Genomic DNA, 26,195 nt, shown 5'->3' on the forward strand with positions numbered 1-26,195 from the left:
TTCTGGCTGAAGCGGAATATGGCGCGTGCAACCAGCGGGGTCAAATTTTTCCGGCAATATCAGGCGTTTTCTACAAAGCATGCAACACGATCCGCCATCGTTTCTGCCGTGATGTCACGGCGGAAAAACTCAACGAATCCATGCTCTGGCATCACGAGATAGGTAAAGGTCGAGTGGTCGACGAGGTAGAACTCGTCCGACTTGTCATGGGCCTTGTAGTAGGTGCGGTAGGTCTTGCTTGCCGCGTCCGTCTGTTCCAATGACCCGGTCAGGCCGATCATCTTTTCATGCAGGTTATAGGCGAAGTCGCCAACAATCTCGGGCGTATCGCGTTCCGGATCGACGGTGATGAAGATCGGCGTGACTGACATGCCGCGCTCAGCCAGAACATCGACGGCCTCGGCGTTGCGGGCTGTGTCCAGCGGACAAACATCCGGGCAGAAGGTGTAGCCGAAATAGATCAGGCTCGGCTCGGTGATCACATCCTGATCCGTCACCGTCTGCCCTTCGGCGTTGACCAGTTCGAACGGGCCGCCAATTCCGTTGCCATCGCCCGCGATTTGCGTGGAATTGCACTGTGCGAACTGCCCGTCTTCACCCCCCGACTGCGTGACCCACCAGATCCCGCCAAGAAAAAGGGCAGCGACAAGGGCGGCAACGGGTGCGATGATGCGGGTCATGTGAGGGCTCCGGGCTAGGGTTGTACCCTAGCTAACAATCCATTGACCGAGTTCAATAAGCGAAGAAGTGACACAATGGCGCAACCTGACTTTGGCCTGCTGACCGGCCAGCAAAGATCGAACTGGATTCGCCTGCGCACGATGATCCTGCTGCGTTGGGTTGCCATCGTGGGCCAGCTCGTGGCGCTGACGGTCGCGCAGCGGTTCTACGGCCTGCAACTGGAATTGGGTCTATGCTACCTTGCCGTTGGTGTTTCGGTGATCGGCAACCTGATCGCCATCTTTGTCTTTCCCGAAAACAAGCGCCTGAACGAAGGCGAGAACCTCATGATGGTCCTCTTCGACGTCCTACAATTGGGCTTCCTTCTGTTCCTGACCGGGGGTCTTCACAATCCGTTTGCGCTGTTGCTGCTTGGGCCCGTCACCATCTCGGCTGCGGTGCTGACGACGCGGTCGACCCTACTGGTGGGCGCGACGGCCATTGTGATCGTGACGATCCTGTCTGAATACCATCTGCCCCTGCGCACGCAGCAGGGGTTCATCCTGCGCATCCCGGATCTGTTTGTGTTCGGCAACTGGATCGCGCTGGTCATCGCGATCTGCTTCATCGGTCTTTATTCCCGCAGGGTGACGTCCGAGATTCATTCGATGTCTGACGCCCTGTCCGCCACGCAGCTTGCCCTGTCACGTGAACAAAAGCTCACCGATCTGGGCGGCGTTGTCGCCGCCGCTGCGCACGAGTTGGGCACGCCACTGGCGACGATCAAGCTAACCAGTGCGGAGTTGATCGAAGAACTGGATAACCGACCCGAGTTGAAGGAAGATGCTGCATTGATCCGGGAACAGGCCGACCGGTGTCGCGACATCCTGCGCGACATGGGCCGGGCCGGTAAGGATGACCTGCACCTGCGCCAAGCGCCCTTGATGACTGTCGTGCAGGAGGCGGCGGAACCGCACACGCATCGCGGCAAGGCAGTACAATACACCCACGACCCCGATGCCGGGGACGAGATCGATCAACCCGCCATCTTGCGCCAGCCCGAGATCATTCACGGGCTGCGCAATCTTGTGCAAAACGCCGTGGACTTCGCCCGCTCCACTGTCTGGATCGAGGCGCATTGGACCGATACCGAAATCACGATCCGGATCATGGATGACGGACGAGGGTTCCCGCCGCAGCTTCTGGGCCGCATTGGCGATCCGTTTGTTCGACGGCGCAAAACCTCGACCGAACGGGCCCAGCGCCCCGAATACGAGGGCATGGGGTTGGGACTGTTCATCGCCAAAACGCTATTGGAAAGATCAGGCGCCGAACTGACCTTTGCCAACGGTGCTGACCCTTACGGTGCCTGGGCGCCGAATGACACACATGTCGGCGCGATCGTAGAGGTGAAGTGGCCGCGTGAGACCGTCGATGCCCGGCACGGTAAGAACGCGGTGGCAGTGGGTCGGAACGAGCCTATTCGCACCTGACGTCCGGCCGCTTTTTGAAACATCTGTTAAGGCTGCGTTAACCATCCTTACCTGATACTGCACGCGGGTGGCGAAAGGTCGCGTGATGGCAATCGTGGAACTGATTGTAGTGGTTGGCTCTGCCCTGTGCGCGGCAGCGGTCGGGCTTGTGCTTTTGCGGCGCACGGAATTGCCCGCCACGTCGCCGACACCTCCGGATACCGGCAGCATGAGCCTTTTGTTTGAAGGTGTCGATCTTCACCACGCGACACCCGAGGCCGAAATGACACTGCAACGGCACGGTGGGAAAACCGATTGGCAGGCCCTGCAAAGCGGTCTTGGCGCACGATTTCCAAGGCTGCCAGGCCAGGAGGATCTGCCGGACACAGGCACGCTCACACTGCAAGCCACCAAACAGGATGACGCCGCTGTTCTGCGCCTGCACCGGGAGGCGGACATGACGCGGGTCGAGATACAGGACGACACGCCAGCGGATCCGACAACACAGCACAAGCTGAGCGTGTTGCAATTCGAATTGGACACCTTGCGGTTGGCCGCAACCGAGGCACCCTATCCGATATGGTTGGTCGACGATGCCAAGAAAATCTGCTGGCGCAATTCGGCTTACATGTCGTTGCAGGCCGCGGTGCATGGCAATGACGACGACGCGCTGACCGAAGTCTTCCACTTCACGCCAAATGATGTGACCGGCAAGACGTCGGTGCGCGTCCCGGTCAAGATGGACCGCAATGGCACAACGGAATGGTACAACGTCACCGCAACCGAAGCGGGCGCTTCTACAGTGTTTCACGCCGTAGACATCAACGCAGTCATTCACGCCGAGGTGGCCCAGCGCAATTTCGTGCAGACGCTGGCCAAGACTTTTGCCCAGCTTTCCATCGGGCTGGCAATTTTTGATCGCAACGGACAGCTTGCCCTGTTCAACCCCGCCCTGGTCGACTTGACGTCACTGCCAGCGGAATTCCTAAGCGGGCGTCCGGATATGTTGTCGTTCTTTGATCGGCTGCGCGACAATCGCGTCATGCCGGAGCCCAAGAATTATGGCTCATGGCGGCACGAAATCTCGGAGATGATCAATGCCGCGTCCCATGGCAGCTATCATGAGACGTGGAACCTGGACACTGGGCACACCTACCGAGTGAGCGGGCGACCACACCCGGACGGCGCCATTGCGTTTTTGATCGAGGATATCACTGCCGAAATCTCCCTGACCCGCAACTTCCGTGCGGAGCTGGAGTTGGGGCAATCCCTAATGGACACATTCGAAGACGCTTTGGTCGTGTTTTCGTCTGCCGGTGTGCTGACTTTCTGCAATGCCGCTTATCGTGACATGTGGAAGCTTGATCCCGACAAAAGCTTTGCAGATGTAACAATCGTCGACAGCTTGCGCGCATGGCAGGAAAAGTGCGCACCTGACCCGGCCTGGGGCGACATACGGGACTACGTTATGAAATGCGGCGAACGCGCAGCCTGGGATGTGGATTTAAAGCATCAGGACGCGGGACAGATCAGGGCGCAGGTCTCACCCATTGCATCTGGTGCGACCTTGATCAGGTTCACGGCCTGCGAACACATTCTGGCAAGCCCGATCACCGAAATGACCTGACCATTCCAACTTGCAGCAGCGGGCAATGGCGGTAGGTTGACCGCATGACGACCGCCCCCCTGATCCTGCACTGGCTGACCGAGGATGACACCGCGCGCGCTGCGCGTGCGATCGGAGAAGATCTGCGTCCCGGTGACGTTCTGTTGCTTGAGGGCGATGTCGGGGCGGGCAAAACCCATTTCGCGCGTGCTTTGATCAAGTCCGTTCTGCTTCAGGTGGAAGACGTACCTTCACCCACATTTACGCTCGTGCAGATCTATGACACCAAGCATGGGCCGCTGTGGCATACGGACCTGTACAGGATTTCCTCAGACACCGAGATTGACGAGTTGGGCTTGTTTGACGCTTTTGAGACGGCGATCTGCCTGGTCGAATGGCCAGATCGACTGGGTACAATGATGCCAGCAGATGCGCTGAACATCCATATCGATGCGCAGGGCGATGCCCGGTCCGCGCGTTTGTCGTGGACAGACACGCGCTGGGCGGAGCGCTTAAGCAAGGTGGCGCACAATGTCTGATCGTGCCGAACTCAAGGGTCACTTTTTGGCGGAAGCTGGCTGGGGCGAAGCGCCAAGAGTACTGGTCGCCGGTGATGCGTCAAACCGGAAATATGAAAGGCTATCCCTCAACGGACGTTCGCGCATTCTCATGGACGCGCCGCCAGAGAAGGGGGAGGATGTCCGTCCGTTTGTAGATGTAACGAACCAGCTGCGCGATGTGGGACTGTCGGCACCTGAGATATTCGCGCAGGATGCCGAGCACGGGTTTTTGTTGATCGAAGATCTGGGTGACGACCTGTTCGCACGCTTGATCAAAGCGCAGCCATCGCTGGAAACGCCTTTGTATGAGGCTGCAACGGATGTCCTCTTGCATCTGCATCGCGCGGCAACGCCCAACCTGCCGCGCTACGATGCCAAGGTGATGACCGACTTCGCCTGCTTGGCCTTCGACTGGTACCAGCGCGGCGCAACCGGGTCGGTTGACGCGAGCGCCCGCAGCGCCTTTGCCGCAGCGATGGAGGAGGCACTGTCACCGCTTGATGCAGCGACACCTGTTTTAATCCAACGGGACTATCACGCGGAAAACCTGATCTGGCTACCTGACCGCCACGGCGTGCAACGGGTGGGTTTGCTGGATTATCAGGACGCGATGCTGGGGTATCCAGCCTATGATTTGGTTTCGGTGCTGCAGGACGCGCGGCGCGATGTATCGGTAGAGGTCCACCGCGCCATGCTGGACAGGTACATCGCCAAAACAGGCGTGGACGCTGCCGCGTTTGGCGATGCATATGCGCTGCTTGGTCTGCAACGCAATTTGCGCATTCTCGGGGTCTTTGCCCGCCTTTCACTCGCCTATGGGAAACCGCACTATGTTGACCTTATCCCCCGGGTCTGGGGTCATATCATAACCAATCTGGCGCACCCGAGTGCATGTCATCTGACCGAATTCATCAAAGTGCATCTGCCCGAACCAACCCAAGACATTCTTGAAAGCCTAAAGGCCCAATGCAAAACGATTCCCCTGCCATAATGATCTTTGCCGCGGGGTTCGGGACGCGCATGGGGCACCTGACCAAACAGCAACCAAAACCATTGATCAAGGTCGCGGGCATGCCTCTGATCGACCGGGCGCTCGGGCTTATGTCAGACATCGCACCACCGCGGACAGTGGTCAATCTGCACTACCTTCCCGATATGCTTGAGGCGCATCTGCAAGACCGGCCCGTCATCACTGTCCGGGAAGAACCGGACATACTCGAAACAGGGGGTGGGCTGCGCAACGCGCTACCGCTGCTGAACAGCGATCCGGTTCTGACACTCAATCCCGATGTCATCTGGATCGGACAAAACCCACTGCAGGTTGCGCTTGACGCATGGGACCCGGCGGACATGGACGCACTGCTGGTTTGCATTCCGGAAACGCGCGTACATGGGCGGGATGAGGGCGGCGACTTTCACATTGATGACGGCGGCAAGCTGCATCGGGGCGGCGATCTGGTCTATGGTGGCGTGCAGATCATGAAGACAGCGCGCCTGCACGATGTACAGCAGCCAGCCTTTTCCCTGAATGTCGTTTGGAACGAGATGGCCAAAGATGGGCGGTTGCACGGCGTGATCCATCCCGGCCACTGGTGTGATGTGGGGCGTCCCGACGGGATCGGCATTGCCGAAGACATGCTACGGCAACACCATGTTTGAGCCAATCGGTACAGCACGGCTGTTCGGATGCGCCCCCGGCGTGGACTTTCCGCTGGCGGTGGTGCGCGGGCTCGAAGATCGGTTTGCCACCGCACCGCCAGAGGCGTGGGCCCACGTGACAATTCTGGTCAACACGACCCGCATGGCCCGCCGCCTGCGGGCCCTGTTTGACGAAGGGCCCGCGCGTCTGTTGCCGCGCATCCGCATGATCACGCAGCTTGACGATCTGTATCCGCACGCACCGATGCCCCCAGCCGCGACACCCCTGCGGCGACGTCTGGAGCTGGCGCAACTGATCAAAACGCTGATTGAAAACCAGCCCGAGCTCGCCCCAGATGCGGGACCGTTCGATCTGGCCGACAGTCTGGCCACGCTGCTTGACGAAATGCAGGGCGAAGGCGTGAGCGCCGAGGATATCGCGGACCTCGATGTCTCGGATCAGTCGGGGCACTGGGCGCGAGCGCAGAAATTCATCGCCATCGCACAAGAGTATATCGACGACAGCCAGAGCGCGCCGGACCCCGAAGCGCGGCAGCGCGATACGGTTCTACGGCTTGCTGAACACTGGACTGACACCCCGCCCCGCGATCCGATCCTGATTGTTGGCTCCACCGGGTCACGCGGTACGACGCTGCGCCTGATGGAAGCTGTCGCAAGCTTGCCGCAAGGTGCTGTGATCCTGCCCGGCCTAGATGAGCACATGCCGCGCCATGTCTGGGACACTCTGACAGACAACAAGACCGCCGAGGACCATCCGCAATACCGCTTCCTTCGCTTGTGCGAGGCGCTGGAACTGCACCCGTCTGATGTGGGCCGCTGGACAGACCTGCCGCCTGCATCGGACACGCGCAACGCCCTTGTTTCTCTGGCCCTGCGTCCGGCACCCGTTACAGATGCGTGGCGGGAGGAGGGACCGAAGCTTGCGCATCTTGATAATGCAACGAACGCAATCACCTTGGTCGAGGCGGACACCCCCCGCGCCGAAGCCATCGCCATCGCGATGCGACTGCGCCAGGCCGCAGAAGACGGGCAAAAGGCGGCCCTGATCACACCAGACCGGATGCTGACCCGGCAAGTCACTGCCGCACTAGACAGGTGGGACATCGTGCCGGATGACAGCGCGGGAACACCGTTGCATCTGTCCCCGCCCGGGCGATTCCTGCGTCATGTTGCGGGCCTCTTTCAGACACCCCTTGATGCCGAGGCGCTGCTGACGCTCCTCAAACATCCGTTGACTCACTCCGGCATCAACCGCAACCTTCACCAACTGAACACGCAGCGTCTTGAGCTACGAATGCGCAAGGATGGGCTGCCCTATCCCGAAGCCGACAGCCTGAAACGCTGCGCTGCCAGGGCGACACGACAGGTCGAGGAAATCACACCCTGGGCCGATTGGGTCGCGGAACTGATGTGCGAGTGTGAAACGCCCGGGCTGCTATCGCTTGAGGCTTGGGTGATGCGGCACCGTGCGCTGGCAGAAGCATTGGCGAGCGGTCTGGATGGCACAGATGCGGGCGAGCTTTGGCAGAAAAAAGCGGGGCAAGCCGCGCGCAAGGTGATGGATGGTCTGGCCGAGGCCTCACCGCATGGCGGTGAGATGTCAGCACGTGACTATGCCGGTTTGGTTGCCACCGCGCTGCGGCAAGGCGACGATGTGCGCGATCGCGACACACCACATCCGAACATCATGATCTGGGGCACTCTGGAGGCACGGGTACAGGGCGCTGACCTCGTGATCCTTGCCGGCCTCAACGACGGGACGTGGCCCGAAGCACCTGCGCCTGACCCGTGGCTGAACCGCAAGATGCGTTTCGACGCCGGTTTGTTACTGCCCGAACGACGGATCGGCCTATCTGCACACGACTTCCAGCAGGCCATCGCCGCACCAGAGGTGTGGCTGACCCGCTCCATTCGATCCGATGATGCCGAAACAGTGCCGTCCCGCTGGATGAATAGGCTGCGCAACCTGTTGAAGGGGCTTGTCGCGTCGGGCCATCCCGACCATTGGGCAGTGATGCGCGCGCGGGGGGATCATTGGCTTGCTTTGGCCCGGCAACTGGACACGGCCCCTGACGTATCAAAGGCACATCGTCCTTCGCCCTGTCCGCCCGTTTCGGCCCGCCCGCTCCGTCTGACGGTGACAGAAATACAGACACTCATTCGCGATCCCTACGCGATCTACGCCAAACACGTGCTGCGATTGCGCGCGCTCCGGCCCTTGGTCCAGACGCCGGACGCGCTGTTGCGCGGGATTCTATCGCACGATGTGATGGAACGCTTCGTACGCGAGACGTTGGACAGCGCAAACGCGCTCACACCCGATACGTTGATGCAGCACGCACGCTATATCCTGAACCGTGACGTCCCCTGGCCCGCAGCCCGCGCGCTGTGGCTTGCCCGATTTGAACGCGCCGCCGACTGGATTGTCGAGACAGAAAAGGTGCGCCAGATGCTGGCCACGCCGACCCTGTTCGAAAAGGAAGCCATCGGGAAGCTGACACTGCCCGCCATCCGCACCGAGTTGGAGGGCCGCGCCGACCGGATTGATGTGGACGATAGCGGCGCAGTGATCCTGTACGACTACAAGACCGGATCGCCCCCGACCAAGGATCAACAGAAACACTTCGACAAACAGCTGCTGATCGAGGCGGCTATGGTAGAGCAAGGTGGCTTTGCCGCGCTTGGTCCCCGTCCGGTTCGCGCCGCGCAGTTCATCGGCATGGGCGGCACGCCCAAGATTGAAGACGCGCCGCTGGATGCGGAACCACCGCAGCAGGTTCTGGCGGATTTGGTTGGTCTGCTCAGCGCATATCTGGAAGGGGACAAGGGTTACACCTCGCGCCGCGCGCTGTACGAGGATCGGGAGGCGCGCGACTATGACCAGCTTGCGCGGTTCGGTGAGTGGGATGTCACGCAGGACCCGATGCCAGAGGTGCTGATATGACAGCACCGTTCAGTGACGCAACCCTGCGCCAGCAGGAGGCTGCGCAGCCCATGCAATCAACCTGGCTGTCGGCCAATGCGGGGTCGGGTAAGACCCGAGTGCTGACCGACCGTGTGGCGCGTTTGCTGCTGGAAGATGTGGAACCGCAGCACATCCTGTGCCTAACCTACACCAAGGCCGCCGCGTCCGAGATGCAGAACCGCCTGTTCCAGCGCCTCGGGGCGTGGGCCATGCTGGATGACGACGCCCTGCGCAAAGAGTTGGCCGAACTTGGTCTGCCGCAGGCGCCTTCGGCCGAAGGCTTGCGTCAGGCCCGCACTCTTTTTGCCCGTGCTATCGAAACCCCGGGCGGCCTGAAAATCCAGACTATCCACTCGTTCTGTGCCTCTCTCCTCAGGCGTTTTCCGTTAGAGGCTGGCGTAAGTCCCCAGTTCACAGAAATCGAAGACCGCGCCGCTGACCTGTTGCGTGCAGAGCTTGTCGATCAGATGGCGGATGGCCCGGATGCGGATGCGCTGGCGGGCATCGCAGGGCAGTACAAGGGCGAAGACTTTCTGTCCCTGACCAGAGAAATCGTGAGTGGCGACGGCTACCGCGACCTGTCGCTGGGCGACGCGCTGGAGCTGTTGGGTCATCCCCGCGATCTGACGCATGACCGCCTTGTCAGCATGACATTTGCCCCGGGCGACTGGGACATGTTGCAAGAGCTGCTGCCAATCTTGGCGACGCAAGGCGCGACAGATAAGGGCGTCGGTGAAACCCTTGGCGAGATCGCGGCGCTTGACGCTGCTAGCCTGTCCATCGCTGAGGCTGCCTTTCTGACGCAGGCAGGCACGCGCAAGAAGCGGTTTCCGACCAAGGCAACCCAGGCACAGGCCGCGCATCTTTTGCCGCAACTTGATGCGCTGATCGAGCGTGTGGAGGCCGCGCGCGAAGCGCGTCTGGCACTTGAAGCGGCAAAGCACACCGTGGCGTTGCACCGTTTCGCGCGTCGTTTTTCTGACCTCTACACCGAGGCAAAGAAGCGACGTGGATGGCTGGACTTCGATGACCTGATCCAGAAGGCACAGCAACTGCTCAGCGATGATCGGGTTGCGGCATGGGTGCTGTATCGGCTTGACGGAGGGATCGACCATATTCTGGTGGACGAGGCGCAGGACACCAGCCCCCTGCAATGGGACGTGATCCGCCGCCTGGCCGAAGAGTTTTCCAGCGGTGAGGGCGCGCGCGCGGATGTCACACGCACCATTTTCGTGGTCGGGGACAAGAAGCAGTCGATCTATTCCTTCCAGGGCGCTGACCCGCGTGAATTCGACCGGATGCAGGCTGAATTCGGCTCTAAACTGGGCGAATCCGGTCAAAAGCTTTGGGATCGAAGTCTCGATTTCTCGTTCCGGTCATCGCCAGCGATCCTAAATCTGGTCGACAGGGTTTTTCAGAACGAGTTGGACGCAGGCTTTGCCGGTGGGGCGCACATCGCCTTCAACACCGATCTGCCGGGCCGTGTTGACCTTTGGCCGTTGGTCCCGAAGCCGGAAAAGACAACTGAACGCGACTGGTTTGATCCGGTGGATCGACGCAGCCCCGAACACCAATTTCGAACGCTCGCCATGGCGGTGGCCGGACAGATCAAGCAGATGCTGGATGACAAGGTGCTGATCCCGCACAAGGACGGTGCCCGGCCGATCCAGCCGCGCGATGTCCTGATCCTGGTGCAACGGCGGGGCGGCATCTTTCCCGACATCATCCGCGCCTGCAAAGAGCTGAACCTGCCCATCGCGGGCGCGGATCGGTTGAAGGTTGGCGCAGAAACAGCTGTGCGCGACCTGGCTGCGCTGCTGGCCTTTCTGGCAACCCCCGAAGACAGCTTGTCCCTTGCCACTGCCCTGCGTTCACCGCTGTTCGGTTGGTCTGAACAAGACCTGTTTACGCTGGCGCACCACCGTACCGAAGATGAACTTTGGCGCGCCTTGCGAACGAAGACCGACACTTATTCCGAAACAGTCTCTGTCCTGCGAGATTTGCGCAATAACGTGGATTTCCTGCGGCCTTACGATCTGATCGAGCGCATTTTGACCCGGCACCGCGGACGGCAACACATGCTGGCCCGACTGGGCGCAGAAGCAGAGGACGGGATTAACGCGCTGCTATCCCAAGCCCTGTCATACGAGCGCAATGAGGTGCCCAGCCTGACGGGTTTCCTGACCTGGATGGAAACTGACGATCTAGAGGTAAAACGCCAGATCGACAGTGCATCGAACCAGATCCGGGTGATGACCGTCCACGGCTCCAAAGGGCTGGAAGCGCCTGTTGTGATCCTGCCGGAATGCGGCAAGCGGGATGTTCAAATTCGCGACACCATTGTCGAGATGGACGAAACCCCGGTTTGGAAAATGCCATCCGGCCAGCTTCCGGAACAACTGTCGGCCCGGTTGGACGACATGAAATCCGCCCAGCACGAAGAGTCCCTAAGGTTGCTCTATGTGGCTCTAACACGGGCCGAGAAGTGGCTGATCATTGGTGCGGCCGGTGAGTTGAGCAAGGACGGCAGCGATTGGCACCAGCGCGTGCAGGCCGGGATGGAGGACATCGGGGCGACAGCCATCGACACGCCCACCGGACCGGGGTTGCGCGTGGAACATGGTAACTGGTCCTTGGCAGCACAACAGGATCACGACCCTGATGACGCTCCAAAGCCGCAGATGCCCACGCATTTCAACAATGTCGCACCAAGGCCCGCAGTTGAGATGGAAACGGTATCTCCATCCAACCTTGGGGGGCCCAAGGCACTTCCGGGTGACGGGCTGGACGAAGAGACGGCCAAGATGTTTGGTACCCTCGTGCATGCTCTGCTTGAAGGACAAAACAAAGGCGCGCGTGCACTGGCGGCATCCGATTTAAGCGCAGCTTTGAAAGCCGAAGCTGAGATGCAAGCTGAACGGGTTTTGTCCGATCCCGACCTTGGGTGGCTGTTTGCTGATGGTGTCCTCGCCGAAGTGCCCGTTACAGCGCCCATGGGCAGCATGCGCATGCACGGGACAATTGACCGGCTGCATATCACGCCGTCGACCATTCACATCGTCGATTTCAAGACCAATCGCGCTGTCCCAAGGCAACCGGATCAGATACCAGAGGGCGTGCTACGTCAGATGGGCGCCTATGCACATGCAATCGCTCAGATTTACCCGGATCGCGACATTCAACTCAGCGTCCTTTGGACACACACAGGCACCCTGATGTCTGTTCCCCACGATATCGTGACAGAGGCGTTGCAGCGCACTCAATATCTTGACGATATGTCGGGGGATACCTAGTTTGCCACCCTACGCTTGAGCCTGGCAGGAGAACTCATATGGCAACCGTGGCAGTCACTGACGCGACTTTCGACGCCGAAGTCAAAAATTCCGATGTCCCCGTCGTGGTGGACTTCTGGGCCGAATGGTGCGGCCCGTGCAAGCAGATCGGCCCCGCTCTGGAAGAGCTGTCGTCCGAGATGGAAGGCAAGGTCAAGATCGCTAAGGTCAATGTGGACGAGAACCCGAACTCGCCCGCACAAATGGGCGTACGTGGCATCCCAGCCCTGTTCATCTTCAAGAACGGCGAAGTAATCTCGAACCGCGCAGGCGCGGCCCCCAAGGCGGCACTCCAAAGCTGGATCGAAGAGAGCATCTAAGAATTCCAAGGGCATCCGCAGCGCGGGTGCCCCTACTCAACCGGCCAACCCGCGGTCTTCAGCTTGGCGGCAATCTTGGCTTCGGCACTTTCATGGCCAGCATTGACCGCCATGTGCTGCCACACCCACCAGATATATGCGGCATAGTTCGGGCGATGCGTATGCACTTTGCGAAACGCATCCGCGTCTTGGCCATCCAGCACGAGATGATGAAAATCCGCCTTGCCGAATAGGATCGCGGGCTTGCCAAAGAACATCGCATCGAACGCAACGCTTGAGTTCATGGTGACAACGAAAGAACAACGCGGGAGCAGCGTGTCTCGACCCCCGGCTTGCACAGTAAGATCCGTGTCAGCTGCCGCCATCTGTTCCAGTGCCGCCAGTTCCGCTTGGCTGTAGTTCTCCTTTGGATGCAACGTCGCGATGATCTTGTGCCTGGGGCAAGCCGCACGCACCTGTGCCAGCATTTCAAGTGGAGTGCAGGATTGAAATGACCGGTGATCCAATAGCCGTCCCTGCAGCGGGACGTAAACAAACCCGTCATCCTCAACGTGCCCAAGCAGCGGCCCGGCAATCCGCTTCTGCCAGAAGCCAAAGAAGCGCTGCGCCTCTTTTTCAGGGCAGGTTGAGACATCAAAGTCAGCCTGCGCCACATCCCATTCCCATCGTTTGTCCGACTTTTGAATTTGCCAGAACGGGTAGTGGTAGACCCGGCGGAAGGTCACGGCCCGGTCGTTGGGTGGGGGTGTCATCTGGCACAGGGCATATCCACGTCGCGTGGTCGCCTTGAGCCGTTCCGCCAATGTGTTCGGATGAAACAACACATCAAATCCGGATGCGTGCAGAACTGACGTGACTTTGGTGATAAAGTTGTGCTCTCCGGCCTGTGCCCGCCGTCGGGTGCCATCATCCAGATAGAAACGCGCGCGTTTGGGGTGGGCCATGGCCGCACCCTAGGCGTGCGGATGCGCATCGGCAACCGGCCCTTGCCCGTCTTGCAACAGCCCGCCATACATCTTCCAACTGAACAAGGAGAGCGACATGGCCAGCTCAGACTTCCCCGGATGGCACGGGACCACAATCATCGGTGTGAAAAAGGGCGGCGAGGTCGTGATTGCCGGGGATGGCCAGGTGTCATTGGGTCAGACCGTAATCAAAGGCACCGCTCGCAAGGTCCGGCGGCTCAGCCCTGGCGGATATGACGTCGTCGCAGGGTTTGCCGGATCCACGGCAGATGCGTTCACTTTACTCGAACGGCTTGAGGCCAAGCTGGAAGCCACACCCGGTCAACTCGCCCGCGCCAGCGTCGAATTGGCCAAGGATTGGCGCACAGATAAATACCTGCAAAAGCTCGAAGCGATGCTGATCGTATCAGATGGCGCGGACATGTTCGTCATCACCGGCGCGGGTGACGTGTTGGAGCCTGAACATGATGTGACGGCGATCGGATCGGGCGGCAACTACGCCTTGGCCGCTGCGCGCGGGATGATGGACAGCGAACGCGATGCCGAAGCCGTGGCCCGCGACGCCATGCAAATCGCGGCAGATATTTGCGTCTACACCAACGGCAACCTGACGGTGGAGAAGATCAGCAAATGACCGACATGACCTATACCCGCATGGGCAACAGCGGTCTGATTGTCAGTCGCATGTGCTTTGGCACAATGACCTTCAACGCCGGTTCTGAATGGATCCCCGGAGTAGCAAAGGTTGGCCAAAAAGCCGCGACAGAGATGGTGGATCATGCGCTGGACGCCGGAGTGAACTTCTTTGACACGGCCGATGGGTACTCCAACGGAGAGTCCGAAGTCATTCTGGGAAAAGCCTTGGGCAAGCGCCGGAACGAAGCGGTGGTCTGCACCAAACTGGGGTTCCGTCAGTCAGACCAGATCAGTGACGCAGGTCTGAGCCGCACGCATGTTCTGAAGCAGATCGACAGCAGCTTGGGGCGCATGGGTATGGACCATATCGACCTGCTGGTGCTGCACAAAACCGACTTCACGACGCCGATGGAAGAAACGCTCGCCGCCCTGCAGACGGCGATTGATCATGGCAAGGTGCGCTATGTCGGCGTGTCCAACTGGCCTGCATGGCAGATGGCCCGCGCAGTGCAGTATCAGCGCGATCATCGCATGGCGTCTTTTGTGGCGGGGCAGTATCTTTACAACCTCGTCGCCCGCGACATCGAACAGGACGTACTGCCCATGATGACCGAAATGGGCGGTGGGCTGATGGCATGGTCACCGCTTGCAGGTGGACTGTTGTCCGGCAAGTACGACCCAGAAAAGCTGGAGGATGGCGAAGGACGGCTGAGCGAAGGCGGCGATTTTCTGGGCATCGACACAGCCACCGCGCGCAAGATGATTGAAACGCTGGGCGAGATTGCCAAGGCGCATGATGCGCACCCTGCGACTGTCGCGTTGGCGTGGCTTTTGGCGCAGGATCGCAGTCACAACGTGATCTTTGGCGCATCAAAGATAAGCCATATGGACGCCGCCCTTGCTGCGCCGGGTCTAAACCTGACATCGGATGAACGGACGGCATTGTCGGACATCGCCCCACCGGCCAAGCGCTATCCCCATTGGTTCGATACGATGATGAAGGATGAGGTGCATTCCAACAGTCTGAGCTGATCATCGAATTGCCCAACAGTCGTTGCGTTTCGGCTGATTTCGCATAGGTAAGGCGGGACATTTGTAACAAATGAGCCGCTTGTGACTGACTTGACCCCCCGCGAAATCGTCTCGGAACTTGATCGTTTCATCATTGGACAAAAGGACGCCAAGCGCGCCGTGGCCGTGGCGCTGCGCAACCGTTGGCGCCGCAAGCAATTGGGCGATGATCTACGGGACGAGGTTTATCCCAAGAACATCCTGATGATTGGCCCCACTGGCGTGGGCAAGACCGAGATCAGCCGCCGTTTGGCCAAGCTGGCACGTGCGCCATTCCTCAAGGTTGAGGCAACCAAGTTTACCGAGGTCGGCTATGTCGGTCGCGATGTGGAACAGATCATTCGCGATCTGGTCGATGCCGCCATCGCGCAGACGCGCGATCATATGCGCGAAGATGTGAAAGCAAACGCGCACAAGGCCGCAGAAGACCGCGTGATCGAAGCCATCGCTGGAACAGATGCACGCGATGGCACGCGGGAGATGTTTCGTAAGAAGCTGAAGGCGGGCGAACTGGATGACACCGTGATCGAGCTGGAAGTGGCGGATACCAGCAACCCGTTCCCGACCATGGACATCCCCGGCCAACCAGGCAGCGGCATGGGCATGATGAACCTTGGCGATATCTTTGGCAAAGCGCTGGGCGGACGTACCGTGCGCAAGAAGCTGACCGTCGCGCAAAGCTACGAGGTTCTGATCGGGGAAGAAGCCGACAAGCTGCTGGACGACGAAACGGTAACGAAGACAGCTTTGGAAGCCGTTCAAGAGAACGGAATCGTCTTTCTGGACGAGATCGACAAGGTCTGCGCACGCTCCGACGCACGCGGTGCGGATGTCAGCCGCGAAGGTGTGCAACGCGATCTGCTGCCCCTGATCGAAGGTACAACCGTCAGCACCAAGCACGGTCCGGTCAAGACGGACCACATCCTGTTCATCGCATCCGGTGCCTTCCACATCGCGAAGCCCTCTGACCTGCTGCCGGAATTGCAGGGGCGCTTGCCCATTCGGGTTGAATTGCGGGATCTGACAGAAGACGATTTTGTCCGCATTCTTGATGAAACGGACAACGCGCTGACCCTGCAGTACACCGCGCTTATGAAAACCGAAGAGGTCACCGTGACCTTTGAGCCGGAAGGCATCCGTGCCCTCGCCCGCATCGCAGCTGATGTGAACAAAAGCGTCGAAAATATCGGTGCGCGTCGGCTCTACACGGTGATGGAACGTGTCTTCGAAGAGTTGTCATTCACGGCACCAGATCGGGCAGGGGACAGCATTACGGTTGATGCAGGTTTTGTCGAAACGCATCTCGGCGAACTTGCGCGATCAACCGATGTGAGCCGGTACGTCCTATAGCCGTTTGCCCAGCGCTCGGGTACATCCGGGTTATTGAACGTATACGGGTTTGACATGCGCGCAATACTATTGGTTCTTGTCCTTGCGCTTGCATCTTGTAGCGACAGAACGGCGGCGCCCGTGATTCCAGCGGCTTTGGACATCGGCACGAACCGTGACGTCTTTATCGGTACGACGCGCGGGATTAACGATGCCGGTGAATATGGGATCGGGCGATCAGCGTCGCTGAACCTGTTGCAAGCGACCATCTCGCTCCCACCGGGGCGTGCGCTGGGGACAGTGTCTGATGGGCAAGAGCGTCCAAAGCTAGGCCGCGACTTTGTCATGGCCGGTCTTGATCGGTTCAGATCAGACCAGGGTTTCCGCGCAGCGCTTGAGGCCGACATACGGTCGCAACCCACTGATCAACGCGAAGTGACGCTGTTTGTTCACGGGTTCAACAACAGCTTCAGTGATTCCGCCTTTCGCCTGGCTCAATTGGCGGAAGACCTTGAAATCCCCGGAACACATGTCGCCTATTCCTGGCCCAGCCGGGGCAACCCGTTGGGGTATGAGTACGACCGCGACAGCGCGCTGTTCGCACGGGATGGATTGGCGGACATGCTGCGATTGATCCGATCTGCAGGGCAGCCGGACATCATTCTGGTCGCACATTCGATGGGCAGCGCGCTGGTGATGGAAACTCTGCGCCAGCTTGAAATAGCAGACCCCGGATGGACCGGTCGCAACATAAGCGCCGTGATCCTGCTGTCACCGGACATCAATGTCGATGTGTTCCGCAGTCAGTTCTCGCGCATCAAGACGGCACCCGATCCCTTTGTGGTGATGGTGTCGCGCAAGGATGCCATCCTGCGCGTATCCTCACGCCTGCGTGGAGAACGATCGCAACTCGGGAACATCCAAAACGCAGACTCGGTCGCCGATTTGCCAATCACTGTCGTGGATGTCACTGCCTTCACAGACCGAAGATCAGGTAACCATTTTGTTGCCGGGGGATCGCCCGCACTGATCCAACTTCTGCGGCGATCGTCCGACCTCGACCGTGAGTTCTTGCGTGGGCGACCCGGCACCGTTTTGACGATCCCCGGCGCACGCCGTGTCCGGGCACCGGTGCGCGTTACAAACAACGACATCATTCCTGGTGAGTCCCGGTGACAGGCGCACTACCGTTGTCGGCGTAGATAGACATAGTAAGCGCCGCCGCCACCATGCTTTACGTTGGCCTGACTCACCTGCAACACAGCCGAAGACAAGGGCGGCATCGATAGCCATTGAGGCACCTGATGCCGCAACACACCAAACCGAACCGGGATTGGCCCATCGTCATCGCGATGCTTACCTTTGCCCGTAACCACAAGAACCAAACGTTTGCCCTGCCCATGGGCTGACAGGATGAAGCGGGTCAAAGCAGGGTGCGCCCGGTCAATGGTCATCCCGTGCAGATCAAGCTTGCCTTCTGGCTTGAGCTTGCCGCGCCTCATCTGGGTGAACGCCTTGCGATCCATCTGGACGGGTTGCGCGGCAACCTGATCGACAATGGACGGGGACAGATTCACCGACGTTTTCGGACCAGAAGTACGCGACGTCTGACGAGCAGGCGCAACTTCAAAAGTCGGTCTGGAACGAGGGGAGGGTGGCGGTGTCGTAACGAAATCATCCGGATGGAACGGCTTTTCAGGATGAAGGCGTTCGGTCTTGTCGGCCACCCGTCGCCAAAGATCCTCTTCCTCCGGCCGCAACTCGCGACGTGTCATATCGCACCCTCTGGCAGCAGGGCATAGGCGCGCTGGATCGGCATCAGCACCATCATTTTACCTGGATCACGCAAGCGACCGGCGGCGCGGCCCGCATCATCGCCCGTGCCGTAAAACACATCGGCGCGTTGTGCGCCCTTGATCGCTGACCCGGTATCCTGCGCGATCATCAAGCGACGGAGCGGATCGGCCCCATCCTTTTCGATCCAGACCGGCGCGCCAAGAGGCACGAACTTTGGATCAACGGCGATGGACCGCAGTGTTGTGATGGACCTGTTCATGGCTCCCAGTGGCCCACGCTCGGCGGGCACTTCGCTGACTTCGCGAAAGAAGACATAGGACGGGTTGTGATACAGCAACTCTTTTCCGACAACGGGATTACGCTGGACATAGTTCCGGATGACCTGAGCGCTGACCTGATGCGCGGCGTAGGTCCCACGCCGCACAAGCTCTGCGCCGATAGAACGGTATTCGTGGCCGTTGAAGCCGCTATAACCAACACGGATCATCTGTCCGTTCGGCAAGCGGATCCGACCTGAGCCCTGAATTTGCAGAAAGAATAATTCCACCGGATCATCGACCCAGGCAATTTCCAGACCTCTGCCCTGCATAAACGGGCCCTCAAGAATCTGACGGCGCGTCAACCAGGGGCGAATGGTGCGCGCTTCGGGCGGCATAGCGTAAACCGGGTAACGGTAGCGCGCACTGCGACGCAGCGCGCCGTCCAACTCCGGCTCAAAATAGCCTGTAAACAAGGCTGGCTGGCCGTCTTCGATCAGGACCGGGCGAAAGAACAGCTCGAAAAAGGCGCGCGCATCGGGAACGTCACCGGCCAAGGCACACAAGGATGTCCAATCGGGATCATCCATATCCTGACAGGTATTCCTAAACGTTGTCAGCGCTGCAGCGTGATCGTCCTGCGCCCACCCATCAAGGGATGTAAAATCAAGGACAGTGTATTTGATATCCGACGCCGCAGCTGCCATGACCCAGAATGTGGCGCAGATAAAAGATGCGCAAAACCGGGCTATGCGTCGGTTGACACAAGTACCCAATTCGGATCGTCCGCACCCATCGTTCGGGAGAAGGCCCATGTGTCTTTCTGCCGCTTCACCTCAGTCAGGCTACCTTCTACGATATCTCCGCCCTGATCGCGAACAGCAGATTTCAGTTCTGCGACAAAGCGGATCGTCAACTCGCCCTCGCTGGTGGCTGGATCAAAGGTCGCGTCCATCAGTTTGAGTTCGCGGACACCCACGAACTCCGCTTCGATGGTCAGGCCCTGATCTTCGCGGGCGGCAACACCATCAACAAAGGATTCGTATATCTCTTCGGACAGGAACGGCTCGATCTCTGCGAGGTTGCCGTTCTCGTAACCCATCACGATCATCTCATATGCACCGCGCGCGCCGCCCAGAAACTCTGCCACATGAAATGACGGTTCAACGCGCTTCATCTCTGCCAGTGCCTTGGCTGCATCACTGTCCTCTTCCACGTGGTCAGTGATATCAAGGTCAGGGCCGCCTTCGATCACCTCCAGATCCGGGCGGTTCAACCGGTCATTCGCCTGTTTAGGCACCGGCGGCTGTTCAAACCCTTCGCGTGTCCCCAGCACGTTTTTCAGGCGCAAGATCAGGAAAACAGCGATGCCTGCAAGCACCAGCAACTGGATAAGCGGAGAGTTCATTCAATCCTCGTCGTTCGGGGTCGGGTGGCGATTGCGCCGTCGGTCACTTATGTAGGTGCACGGGGGACGCAAGTCCACTGTACGGCCCCTTGTGTAAAACGAAAGGATTGCTCGAATGTGGCTGTTTCTGGCCTTTCTTCTGGTTCCGCTGATCGAGATTGCCCTGTTCATTCAGATCGGAGGGGCGATTGGTCTTGGCTGGACCCTGCTGATTGTCGTCATCACCGCCGTTCTGGGCACGATGCTGGTCCGAGCGCAGGGGATGCAGGCGCTTGGTCAGGTGAAATCCTCGTTCAACCAGATGCGTGATCCGAGCGAAGCGCTGGCTCATGGTGCGATGATCCTGTTTTCAGGCGCATTGTTGCTGACCCCCGGTTTTTTCACAGATGCCGTCGGCTTTGCACTTCTGGTGCCAGCGGTTCGGCTGGCCGTTTTCCACTGGGCAAAGTCCCGCGTCAAAGTCACAACTTTTACAACGCAAACCGCCCATCAGCGGGACCCGAACATCGTTGATGGTGAGTACACCGAGGTTGATCCAGACCAACGTGAGGTTCGTGGCCCGTCGGGCTGGACCAAGCATTGAGGCCAGAGGACCAAGCTGTTACCAAGCCTGCAACCTTTTATTTGCCTCGGAGAGAGAAACAGATGGCCGAAGAACAAGCCACGCAGCCCGCCGCACCGCAGATGCGCGTGCTGGGCCAATACATTCGCGACATGTCATTTGAAAATATCGTGTCCCAAAAGGGCGCAGCACCGGATGTGCAGCCCGATGTCCAAGTGCAAGTGAACCTGGATGCCAAGAAGCGCGCGCAGGAAAACCAGTACGAAAGCACGATCAAACTGAATGTTACGTCCAAGGCCAAGGAGGGCGACAGCGTCCTGTTCGTGCTGGAGATCGAATATGTCGGCATGTTCCACATCGAAAACGTACCAGATGAGCAGATGCACCCCTTTCTGCTGATCGAATGCCCGCGCATGATCTTCCCCTTCCTGCGCCGCGTTGTCAGCGACGTCACGCGCGACGGTGGCTTCCCGCCGTTAAACCTGGAAAATATTGATTTCGTATCGCTGTACCGCAACGAAATCGCGCGCCGTCAGAAGGAGGCAGCGCCGTCAGAAACCATCAACTAAGCGGTTTTACAGTCCAAGCAAAAGCCCGGTGTTCGCACCGGGCTTTTTCATTTGGACCAGAGCGTCTGATCCCCAAGCTTTTCGACAAATGCGGCGTGTGCATTGGCTTCTTCAGCCGTGATGCGGTTTGGTAATGCGCGCGGGCGGGGTGGAGGCGACCATGCTTCGACCTCAACAGCGTTGCTGGTGCCGCTGTTACTGGTGGACAGTCCGAAGTCAGGCTGACGACCCCCAATCAGCTCAAGATAGACCTCCGCCAGGATTTCACTATCAAGCAAAGCGCCGTGCAACGTCCGCGCCGAGTTGTCGATGCCGAAACGGCGGCACAAAGCATCCAGAGACGCTGGTGAACCCGGAAACCTGCGGCGCGCGATGTCGAGCGTGTCGATCGCACGGTCAAACGGAATTTGCGGCAGACCCATCCATTTCAACTCGGCGTTCAAAAACTTCATGTCGAAGGCCGCGTTGTGGATCACCAGCTTTGCGTCGCCAATGAAATCTACGAACTTTTGGCCCAATTCTGCGAACTTTGGTTTGCCGCGCAGAAAGTCATCGCCAAGCCCGTGCACCTCGAACGCTTCCTGTGGCATGGACCGTTCAGGGTCGATGTATTCGTGAAACACGTTGCTCGTCGGGACGTGGCCGATCAGCTCAATCGCCCCGATCTCGACGATCCGATCCCCGCTTTCGGGATCAAAGCCTGTCGTTTCTGTATCGAGGACGATTTCACGCATCTTTGAGCCTGCTTCTGATCTGCTGAACCACAGAATGAACCTGCGCGCGGGCATGTTCAACCGTATCGGTTTCGATGACAAAATCCGCGCGGGCACATTTATCTGCGCTTGGCATCTGCTTGGCGAGGATCGCTTCGAACTGTGCCTCTGTCATGGAACCCCTCGCCAGAACACGGGCGCGTTGGGTTTTGGCATCAACATGGACAACAGCAACCGCGTCCATGGCTGCATCGCCACCGGTTTCAAACAAAAGCGGGATGTCAAAAACGATGATGTCCGCGATGGTCTCGGCTATGAACGCGGCCCGGTCTTTTGTGACGAGCGGGTGCACAATCGCCTCGATCCGTTTGAGGGCCGACGGATCCCCGGAAATGATCGAGCGCAGTGCGTCACGGGATACGGCACCGTTGATTACGGCATCAGGAAAATGCGCTTGCATAGGTGCAACCGCCGCACCACCCACATCATACAACTGGTGCACTGCGGCATCGGCGTCCCACAAGGCGCACCCTTCCTCGACAAACATCGCGGCCGTGGTCGATTTTCCCGTGCCGATAGAGCCGGTCAGGCCAAGCTTGAATGTCATCGCAAAGCGGCCGCACGTGTGGCGCTGTCAACGACGGGGCGACGGCCGAACCAACGCTCAAACGCTGGAACCGCCTGATGCAACAGCATTCCGAGACCGTCGACGGTGACGCATCCCTTAGCCTCCGCCGCGGCGAGAAGATCGGTCTTTAGCGGGGTATAGACAAGATCGGTCACTACCGTACCGGCGCGTAGGCCGTCGAGCGGTACGCGCATTGCCGGTTTACCAATCATGCCGAGGGATGTCGTGTTCACGATCAAAGCGGAATCTTCGAGGATATTTCCCGCCTGGACCCAATCAACAACCGATACCTTCTTGCCGAAATCATCGGCCAGTTTTTCCGCGCGCACACGGGTGCGGTTGGTCAAAAGGATTTCAGGCACACCGGCATCAAGAAGGGATGCAATCACCGCCCGTGCCGCACCGCCGGACCCAATAACGGTCGCAGGACCGGACTGAGGTGCCCAGTCAGGCGCACCTGCCTTAAGGTTTTCTATGAACCCGTACCCATCTGTATTATCAGCGTGGATCTGTCCGTCCTTGCGAAAGATCAGCGTATTCGCCGCCCCAATCAGTGTGGCCCGATCGGTGACAAGATCGGCCAGTTCGAGAGCGGCTTCCTTGTGCGGAATCGTGATGTTCACACCAACGAACCCGGCTTTGGGCAAAGTGCGCAGTACCGTCTCAAGGTCCTGGGCGGCGACATCCATGGGGATGTAGTCGCCTTTCAACCCCAGCGTCTTGAGCCAATGTCGATGCAGTTGCGGAGACTTGGAATGTGCTATGGGCGTTCCGATGACACCCGCCAAAGGAATTTTGTCGCTCATCCGTACCCGCCTTCGATTATCCGTCGATCACTCCGCGCAGCGTCAGGAAAGCAAGCAGTTCCAGCAGCGGCATCCCAAGAACGTTGAAATAGTCCCCTTCGATGCTGTGAAACAGGCGTACCCCCTCAGCCTCTAGCTGATATGCGCCAACTGAGTGCCGGATGTCATCCCAATTTCTGGTAATGTAGTCATTCAGGTAAGTGTCGGACACATTCCGCATCCGCAGACGAACCTGACCGACATGGCGCCAGATCGGCTTGCCCTCATGATAAATCACGGCCGCAGACAGGAGCATATGCCGCTCACCGCGCATGGCGCGCAGTTGTTCGGCTGCATCCGATTGATCGCGGGGCTTTGACAGAATACCGCCGTCGAAGGCAAGAACCTGATCACAACCAATGACCATGGCATCTGGTACTTTGTCGGCGATCTTGCGCGCCTTCATCTCGGCCAAAGCATCGGCGATGTCCCGGGGCGGGGCGGCTTCGGCCAAAAGCGATTGCTTTATTGCATCCTCGTCCACGCGGGGCGCTTTGACTTCAAAGGATACGCCTGCATTGCGCAGCAGTTGCGCGCGGATTGTCGAGCCGGACGCAAGGATGATGGGGGTGGTCATGTGGATATCCCTGTGTGTCACAGGGATGGAAGTGCGGGATCAAAGCGGTGAAGGCAAGATAGTTCAGCCCGAACCAAGCATTGTCCGCGAGTTTGAAGATCACTGCCAACGTTTCGTCCCGGGTGAGCAAGGACAAGTTACATCGTGGGGAGAAACAGGGATTTCATTGTTTTCACACACTCTTATCCACATTTATCATCAGTATAGGATTTCCGTAAGTATATGTTTTTATTTATATTTATAACATCATCCACCGTCCAATGAACAAATCAGGTAAACGTATCAACCTGTGTGTAAGGCGTAGGGTAAGGGGATAATCCACAGAACGCGACGCCCCTACCAAATCATCATCTCTTTTCTTTCTTATATTTATTTATAAGGGTAGCGCAGAACGACTTGAGCAGGCGAAGACATGGATTTCATCATCTCACTCTATCCGTGGATCAAGGCGTTTCACATCATGGCTGTCATCGCGTGGATGGCTGCGTTGTTCTACCTGCCTCGGCTGTACGTCTACCACACAGAAAGTGTTGGTCTTGAGGGAGAGACCCATGCCTTGTTCCAGACGATGGAGTACAAGCTGCTGAAGGTCATCATGAACCCAGCGATGATTGCAACATGGGTTTTTGGGCTGCTGCTTGCTTCAATTCCTGGTGTGATCGATTGGGGTGCCGTTTGGCCCTGGACGAAGCTGATTGGCATTCTTGCCATGTCCGGTTTTCACGGATGGCTCGGCAAGCAGCGCAAGGCATTCGCCGCCGGTGGACCGGTAAAGACGGGTCGCCAATACCGGATGATGAATGAGGTTCCAACGCTTTTGATGGTTCTGATTGTCTTGTCGGTGGTCGTGAAGTTCTGATTTCATTGACTCCACGGGTTCCAGCACCTATGTGCTGCCTCGCACCCCGTCCGGGGATCGCACACAGCTATAACAATTGACTGGACGCGCACCGCTGTACAACGGCGGGCCAAGAGTATTCCCATGACCGCAGAACGCCTCGCCCTTGCTGACCTCAAGGCGCAAAGCCCCAAAGACCTCCTTGCCATGGCAGAGGAGCTGGAGATCGAAAACGCCTCGACCATGCGGAAGGGTGAGATGATGTTCCAGATCCTGCGCGAACGCGCGGATGAGGGGTGGGAGATTTCCGGTGACGGTGTGCTTGAGGTTCTGCAGGACGGGTTTGGCTTCCTGCGTTCGCCCGAGGCGAATTATCTGCCGGGCCCCGATGACATCTATGTTTCGCCCGAGATGATCCGGCAGTATTCGCTGCGGACCGGTGATACCATCGAGGGTGTGATCAAAGCGCCCGACGACAATGAACGCTATTTTGCCCTTACCAACGCGACGAAGATCAATTTTGAAGAGCCGGAAAAGGCAAAGCACAAGATTGCCTTTGATAACCTGACGCCGCTTTATCCCGACGAGCGTTTGACGCTTGAGAAGAAGGACCCGACGACCAAGGATCGGTCTGCACGTATCATCGACCTTGTGGCCCCTATCGGGAAAGGGCAGCGGTCCCTGATCATGGCGCCGCCGCGGACGGGTAAGACAGTGCTCTTGCAAAATATCGCATCCAGCATCGAGGAAAACCATCCTGAGTGCTATCTGATCGTTCTGTTGATCGACGAGCGGCCGGAAGAGGTGACCGACATGCAGCGGTCTGTTCGGGGCGAGGTTGTGAGCTCGACCTTCGATGAACCGGCGACGCGCCACGTGGCTGTGTCTGAAATGGTGATCGAAAAAGCCAAACGGCTGGTCGAGCATAAACGAGATGTTGTTATCTTACTAGATTCGATCACAAGACTTGGTAGGGCGTTCAACACTGTGGTCCCATCCTCGGGCAAGGTTTTGACCGGTGGTGTGGATGCCAATGCTCTGCAGCGTCCCAAGCGGTTCTTCGGTGCGGCCCGCAACATTGAAGAAGGCGGATCGCTTACTATCATCGCGACGGGTCTGATCGAGACGGGCAGCCGGATGGATGAGGTGATCTTTGAAGAATTCAAAGGCACTGGTAACTCGGAAATCGTGCTGGATCGTAAGATCGCGGATAAGCGCGTGTTCCCGGCTATCGACATCCTCAAGTCCGGTACACGGAAAGAGGATTTGTTGGTCGACAAGACAGACCTCGCGAAAACCTTCGTGCTGCGCCGGATCCTTAATCCGATGGGGACCACCGATGCCATTGAGTTCCTGATTTCGAAGTTGAAACAGACGAAGACAAACAGCGAGTTCTTCGATTCCATGAACACCTGATCCATTCGCC

The 26,195-nt window shown here is 58.6% G+C and carries 25 protein-coding genes; 16 read left to right on the forward strand and 9 right to left on the reverse strand.

What is annotated here, in order from left to right:
• Nucleotides 1-59: 59 nt before the first annotated feature.
• Nucleotides 60-680 carry an SCO family protein gene (locus RA29_RS08970; protein ID WP_039685065.1) on the reverse strand — a complete coding sequence of 207 codons (621 nt, stop codon included), beginning with the start codon at nucleotides 678-680 and terminating at the stop codon, nucleotides 60-62.
• A gap of 75 nt (nucleotides 681-755) precedes the next feature.
• Here RA29_RS08970 and RA29_RS08975 point away from each other — a divergent pair, with 75 nt between their 5' ends.
• From RA29_RS08975 to trxA, 8 genes are all read left to right on the forward strand, one after another.
• A complete protein-coding gene (locus RA29_RS08975) occupies nucleotides 756-2,153 on the forward strand; it encodes an ActS/PrrB/RegB family redox-sensitive histidine kinase (protein ID WP_039685067.1) in 1,398 nt (465 codons plus the stop codon).
• 85 nt (nucleotides 2,154-2,238) lie between these two features.
• Entirely contained in the window at nucleotides 2,239-3,759 is a 1,521-nt protein-coding gene (locus RA29_RS08980; RefSeq protein ID WP_052249564.1) for a PAS-domain containing protein, read from the forward strand.
• 44 nt (nucleotides 3,760-3,803) lie between these two features.
• Nucleotides 3,804-4,277, forward strand: coding sequence for a tRNA (adenosine(37)-N6)-threonylcarbamoyltransferase complex ATPase subunit type 1 TsaE (gene tsaE, locus RA29_RS08985; protein WP_039685069.1), 474 nt, complete (start codon nucleotides 3,804-3,806; stop codon nucleotides 4,275-4,277).
• Complete coding sequence (locus tag RA29_RS08990; RefSeq protein WP_039685071.1) at nucleotides 4,270-5,289, forward strand: phosphotransferase; 1,020 nt, start codon at nucleotides 4,270-4,272, stop codon at nucleotides 5,287-5,289. The genes tsaE and RA29_RS08990 overlap by 8 nt, the downstream gene beginning before the upstream one ends.
• Nucleotides 5,289-5,957: a nucleotidyltransferase family protein gene (locus tag RA29_RS08995; protein WP_039685073.1), complete on the forward strand. Its 669-nt coding sequence runs from the start codon at nucleotides 5,289-5,291 to the stop codon at nucleotides 5,955-5,957. Before RA29_RS08990 ends, RA29_RS08995 begins: the two co-directional genes overlap by 1 nt.
• Nucleotides 5,950-8,901: a double-strand break repair protein AddB gene (gene addB, locus RA29_RS09000; RefSeq protein ID WP_039685075.1), complete on the forward strand. Its 2,952-nt coding sequence runs from the start codon at nucleotides 5,950-5,952 to the stop codon at nucleotides 8,899-8,901. The genes RA29_RS08995 and addB overlap by 8 nt, the downstream gene beginning before the upstream one ends.
• Nucleotides 8,898-12,215 carry a double-strand break repair helicase AddA gene (gene addA / locus RA29_RS09005; RefSeq protein ID WP_039685077.1) on the forward strand — a complete coding sequence of 1,106 codons (3,318 nt, stop codon included), beginning with the start codon at nucleotides 8,898-8,900 and terminating at the stop codon, nucleotides 12,213-12,215. The genes addB and addA overlap by 4 nt, the downstream gene beginning before the upstream one ends.
• Nucleotides 12,216-12,253: 38 nt before the next feature.
• Nucleotides 12,254-12,574, forward strand: a complete 321-nt coding sequence (gene trxA, locus RA29_RS09010) for a thioredoxin (RefSeq protein ID WP_039685079.1) — start codon at nucleotides 12,254-12,256, stop codon at nucleotides 12,572-12,574.
• 32 nt (nucleotides 12,575-12,606) lie between these two features.
• Here the strand turns inward: trxA and RA29_RS09015 are convergent, their stop codons facing one another.
• Nucleotides 12,607-13,518: a hypothetical protein gene (locus RA29_RS09015; protein ID WP_039685081.1), complete on the reverse strand. Its 912-nt coding sequence runs from the start codon at nucleotides 13,516-13,518 to the stop codon at nucleotides 12,607-12,609.
• A 97-nt stretch (nucleotides 13,519-13,615) separates the two neighbouring features.
• Between RA29_RS09015 and hslV the strand changes: the two genes are divergently transcribed.
• From hslV to RA29_RS09035, 4 genes are all read left to right on the forward strand, one after another.
• A complete protein-coding gene (hslV, locus tag RA29_RS09020) occupies nucleotides 13,616-14,173 on the forward strand; it encodes an ATP-dependent protease subunit HslV (protein WP_039685083.1) in 558 nt (185 codons plus the stop codon).
• A complete protein-coding gene (locus RA29_RS09025) occupies nucleotides 14,170-15,207 on the forward strand; it encodes an aldo/keto reductase (RefSeq protein ID WP_052249565.1) in 1,038 nt (345 codons plus the stop codon). Before hslV ends, RA29_RS09025 begins: the two co-directional genes overlap by 4 nt.
• 81 nt (nucleotides 15,208-15,288) lie before the next feature.
• On the forward strand, nucleotides 15,289-16,596 hold the full coding sequence (gene hslU, locus RA29_RS09030; protein ID WP_039685084.1) for an ATP-dependent protease ATPase subunit HslU: 1,308 nt from the start codon (nucleotides 15,289-15,291) through the stop codon (nucleotides 16,594-16,596).
• A gap of 120 nt (nucleotides 16,597-16,716) precedes the next feature.
• Nucleotides 16,717-17,751, forward strand: coding sequence for an alpha/beta fold hydrolase (locus tag RA29_RS09035; RefSeq protein WP_193743502.1), 1,035 nt, complete (start codon nucleotides 16,717-16,719; stop codon nucleotides 17,749-17,751).
• Between the two features lie 8 nt (nucleotides 17,752-17,759).
• Here the strand turns inward: RA29_RS09035 and RA29_RS09040 are convergent, their stop codons facing one another.
• Genes RA29_RS09040 through RA29_RS09050 form a run of 3 tightly spaced genes read right to left on the reverse strand, consistent with a single transcriptional unit; the run spans nucleotide 17,760 to nucleotide 20,037 of the window.
• On the reverse strand, nucleotides 17,760-18,350 hold the full coding sequence (locus RA29_RS09040; RefSeq protein ID WP_039685086.1) for a Smr/MutS family protein: 591 nt from the start codon (nucleotides 18,348-18,350) through the stop codon (nucleotides 17,760-17,762).
• Nucleotides 18,347-19,336, reverse strand: coding sequence for a murein transglycosylase A (locus RA29_RS09045; protein ID WP_039685088.1), 990 nt, complete (start codon nucleotides 19,334-19,336; stop codon nucleotides 18,347-18,349). The genes RA29_RS09040 and RA29_RS09045 overlap by 4 nt, the downstream gene beginning before the upstream one ends.
• Before the next feature lie 41 nt (nucleotides 19,337-19,377).
• The gene (locus tag RA29_RS09050; RefSeq protein ID WP_039685091.1) at nucleotides 19,378-20,037 is read right to left on the reverse strand and encodes a Tim44/TimA family putative adaptor protein; all 660 of its coding nucleotides are present in this window, start codon (nucleotides 20,035-20,037) and stop codon (nucleotides 19,378-19,380) included.
• Nucleotides 20,038-20,152: 115 nt separating this feature from the next.
• On the opposite strand from RA29_RS09050, the gene RA29_RS09055 reads away from it, so the two are divergent.
• Entirely contained in the window at nucleotides 20,153-20,620 is a 468-nt protein-coding gene (locus tag RA29_RS09055; protein WP_039685093.1) for an FxsA family protein, read from the forward strand.
• A 62-nt stretch (nucleotides 20,621-20,682) separates the two neighbouring features.
• Nucleotides 20,683-21,168, forward strand: coding sequence for a protein-export chaperone SecB (gene secB / locus RA29_RS09060; RefSeq protein WP_039685095.1), 486 nt, complete (start codon nucleotides 20,683-20,685; stop codon nucleotides 21,166-21,168).
• A 47-nt stretch (nucleotides 21,169-21,215) separates the two neighbouring features.
• Here secB and dnaQ read toward each other — a convergent pair whose 3' ends face one another.
• Genes dnaQ through RA29_RS09080 form a run of 4 tightly spaced genes read right to left on the reverse strand, consistent with a single transcriptional unit; the run spans nucleotide 21,216 to nucleotide 23,931 of the window.
• Nucleotides 21,216-21,902 carry a DNA polymerase III subunit epsilon gene (gene dnaQ / locus RA29_RS09065; RefSeq protein WP_039685097.1) on the reverse strand — a complete coding sequence of 229 codons (687 nt, stop codon included), beginning with the start codon at nucleotides 21,900-21,902 and terminating at the stop codon, nucleotides 21,216-21,218.
• Nucleotides 21,895-22,488, reverse strand: coding sequence for a dephospho-CoA kinase (gene coaE / locus RA29_RS09070; protein ID WP_039685098.1), 594 nt, complete (start codon nucleotides 22,486-22,488; stop codon nucleotides 21,895-21,897). The genes dnaQ and coaE overlap by 8 nt, the downstream gene beginning before the upstream one ends.
• On the reverse strand, nucleotides 22,485-23,315 hold the full coding sequence (locus RA29_RS09075) for a shikimate dehydrogenase (RefSeq protein WP_039685100.1): 831 nt from the start codon (nucleotides 23,313-23,315) through the stop codon (nucleotides 22,485-22,487). The genes coaE and RA29_RS09075 overlap by 4 nt, the downstream gene beginning before the upstream one ends.
• A gap of 16 nt (nucleotides 23,316-23,331) precedes the next feature.
• Entirely contained in the window at nucleotides 23,332-23,931 is a 600-nt protein-coding gene (locus RA29_RS09080) for a Maf family nucleotide pyrophosphatase (RefSeq protein ID WP_039685102.1), read from the reverse strand.
• Between the two features lie 412 nt (nucleotides 23,932-24,343).
• Between RA29_RS09080 and hemJ the strand changes: the two genes are divergently transcribed.
• Together hemJ and rho are read left to right on the forward strand one after the other, a co-directional pair.
• Nucleotides 24,344-24,790: a protoporphyrinogen oxidase HemJ gene (gene hemJ / locus RA29_RS09085; RefSeq protein WP_039685104.1), complete on the forward strand. Its 447-nt coding sequence runs from the start codon at nucleotides 24,344-24,346 to the stop codon at nucleotides 24,788-24,790.
• 123 nt (nucleotides 24,791-24,913) lie between these two features.
• A complete protein-coding gene (gene rho, locus RA29_RS09090) occupies nucleotides 24,914-26,185 on the forward strand; it encodes a transcription termination factor Rho (RefSeq protein WP_039685106.1) in 1,272 nt (423 codons plus the stop codon).
• Nucleotides 26,186-26,195: the final 10 nt, after the last annotated feature.

Origin of the sequence: Tateyamaria sp. ANG-S1, from assembly GCF_000814025.1 — a bacterium.
Classification (GTDB): Bacteria; Pseudomonadota; Alphaproteobacteria; order Rhodobacterales; family Rhodobacteraceae; genus Tateyamaria.

Coding starts and splice junctions, on each gene's coding strand:
- RA29_RS08990 (WP_039685071.1), top strand. CDS start 4,270: ATGTCTGATCGTGCCGAACTCAAGGGTCACTTTTTGGCGGAAGCTGGC.
- RA29_RS09055 (WP_039685093.1), top strand. CDS start 20,153: ATGTGGCTGTTTCTGGCCTTTCTTCTGGTTCCGCTGATCGAGATTGCC.
- secB (WP_039685095.1), top strand. CDS start 20,683: ATGGCCGAAGAACAAGCCACGCAGCCCGCCGCACCGCAGATGCGCGTG.
- RA29_RS09040 (WP_039685086.1), bottom strand. CDS start 18,350: ATGACACGTCGCGAGTTGCGGCCGGAGGAAGAGGATCTTTGGCGACGG.
- tsaE (WP_039685069.1), top strand. CDS start 3,804: ATGACGACCGCCCCCCTGATCCTGCACTGGCTGACCGAGGATGACACC.
- RA29_RS09025 (WP_052249565.1), top strand. CDS start 14,170: ATGACCGACATGACCTATACCCGCATGGGCAACAGCGGTCTGATTGTC.
- rho (WP_039685106.1), top strand. CDS start 24,914: ATGACCGCAGAACGCCTCGCCCTTGCTGACCTCAAGGCGCAAAGCCCC.
- addB (WP_039685075.1), top strand. CDS start 5,950: ATGTTTGAGCCAATCGGTACAGCACGGCTGTTCGGATGCGCCCCCGGC.
- dnaQ (WP_039685097.1), bottom strand. CDS start 21,902: ATGCGTGAAATCGTCCTCGATACAGAAACGACAGGCTTTGATCCCGAA.
- RA29_RS09075 (WP_039685100.1), bottom strand. CDS start 23,315: ATGAGCGACAAAATTCCTTTGGCGGGTGTCATCGGAACGCCCATAGCA.
- RA29_RS08995 (WP_039685073.1), top strand. CDS start 5,289: ATGATCTTTGCCGCGGGGTTCGGGACGCGCATGGGGCACCTGACCAAA.
- RA29_RS08980 (WP_052249564.1), top strand. CDS start 2,239: ATGGCAATCGTGGAACTGATTGTAGTGGTTGGCTCTGCCCTGTGCGCG.
- hemJ (WP_039685104.1), top strand. CDS start 24,344: ATGGATTTCATCATCTCACTCTATCCGTGGATCAAGGCGTTTCACATC.
- RA29_RS09050 (WP_039685091.1), bottom strand. CDS start 20,037: ATGAACTCTCCGCTTATCCAGTTGCTGGTGCTTGCAGGCATCGCTGTT.
- RA29_RS09080 (WP_039685102.1), bottom strand. CDS start 23,931: ATGACCACCCCCATCATCCTTGCGTCCGGCTCGACAATCCGCGCGCAA.
- RA29_RS09045 (WP_039685088.1), bottom strand. CDS start 19,336: ATGGCAGCTGCGGCGTCGGATATCAAATACACTGTCCTTGATTTTACA.
- RA29_RS08975 (WP_039685067.1), top strand. CDS start 756: ATGGCGCAACCTGACTTTGGCCTGCTGACCGGCCAGCAAAGATCGAAC.
- addA (WP_039685077.1), top strand. CDS start 8,898: ATGACAGCACCGTTCAGTGACGCAACCCTGCGCCAGCAGGAGGCTGCG.
- trxA (WP_039685079.1), top strand. CDS start 12,254: ATGGCAACCGTGGCAGTCACTGACGCGACTTTCGACGCCGAAGTCAAA.
- coaE (WP_039685098.1), bottom strand. CDS start 22,488: ATGACATTCAAGCTTGGCCTGACCGGCTCTATCGGCACGGGAAAATCG.
- hslV (WP_039685083.1), top strand. CDS start 13,616: ATGGCCAGCTCAGACTTCCCCGGATGGCACGGGACCACAATCATCGGT.
- RA29_RS09015 (WP_039685081.1), bottom strand. CDS start 13,518: ATGGCCCACCCCAAACGCGCGCGTTTCTATCTGGATGATGGCACCCGA.
- RA29_RS08970 (WP_039685065.1), bottom strand. CDS start 680: ATGACCCGCATCATCGCACCCGTTGCCGCCCTTGTCGCTGCCCTTTTT.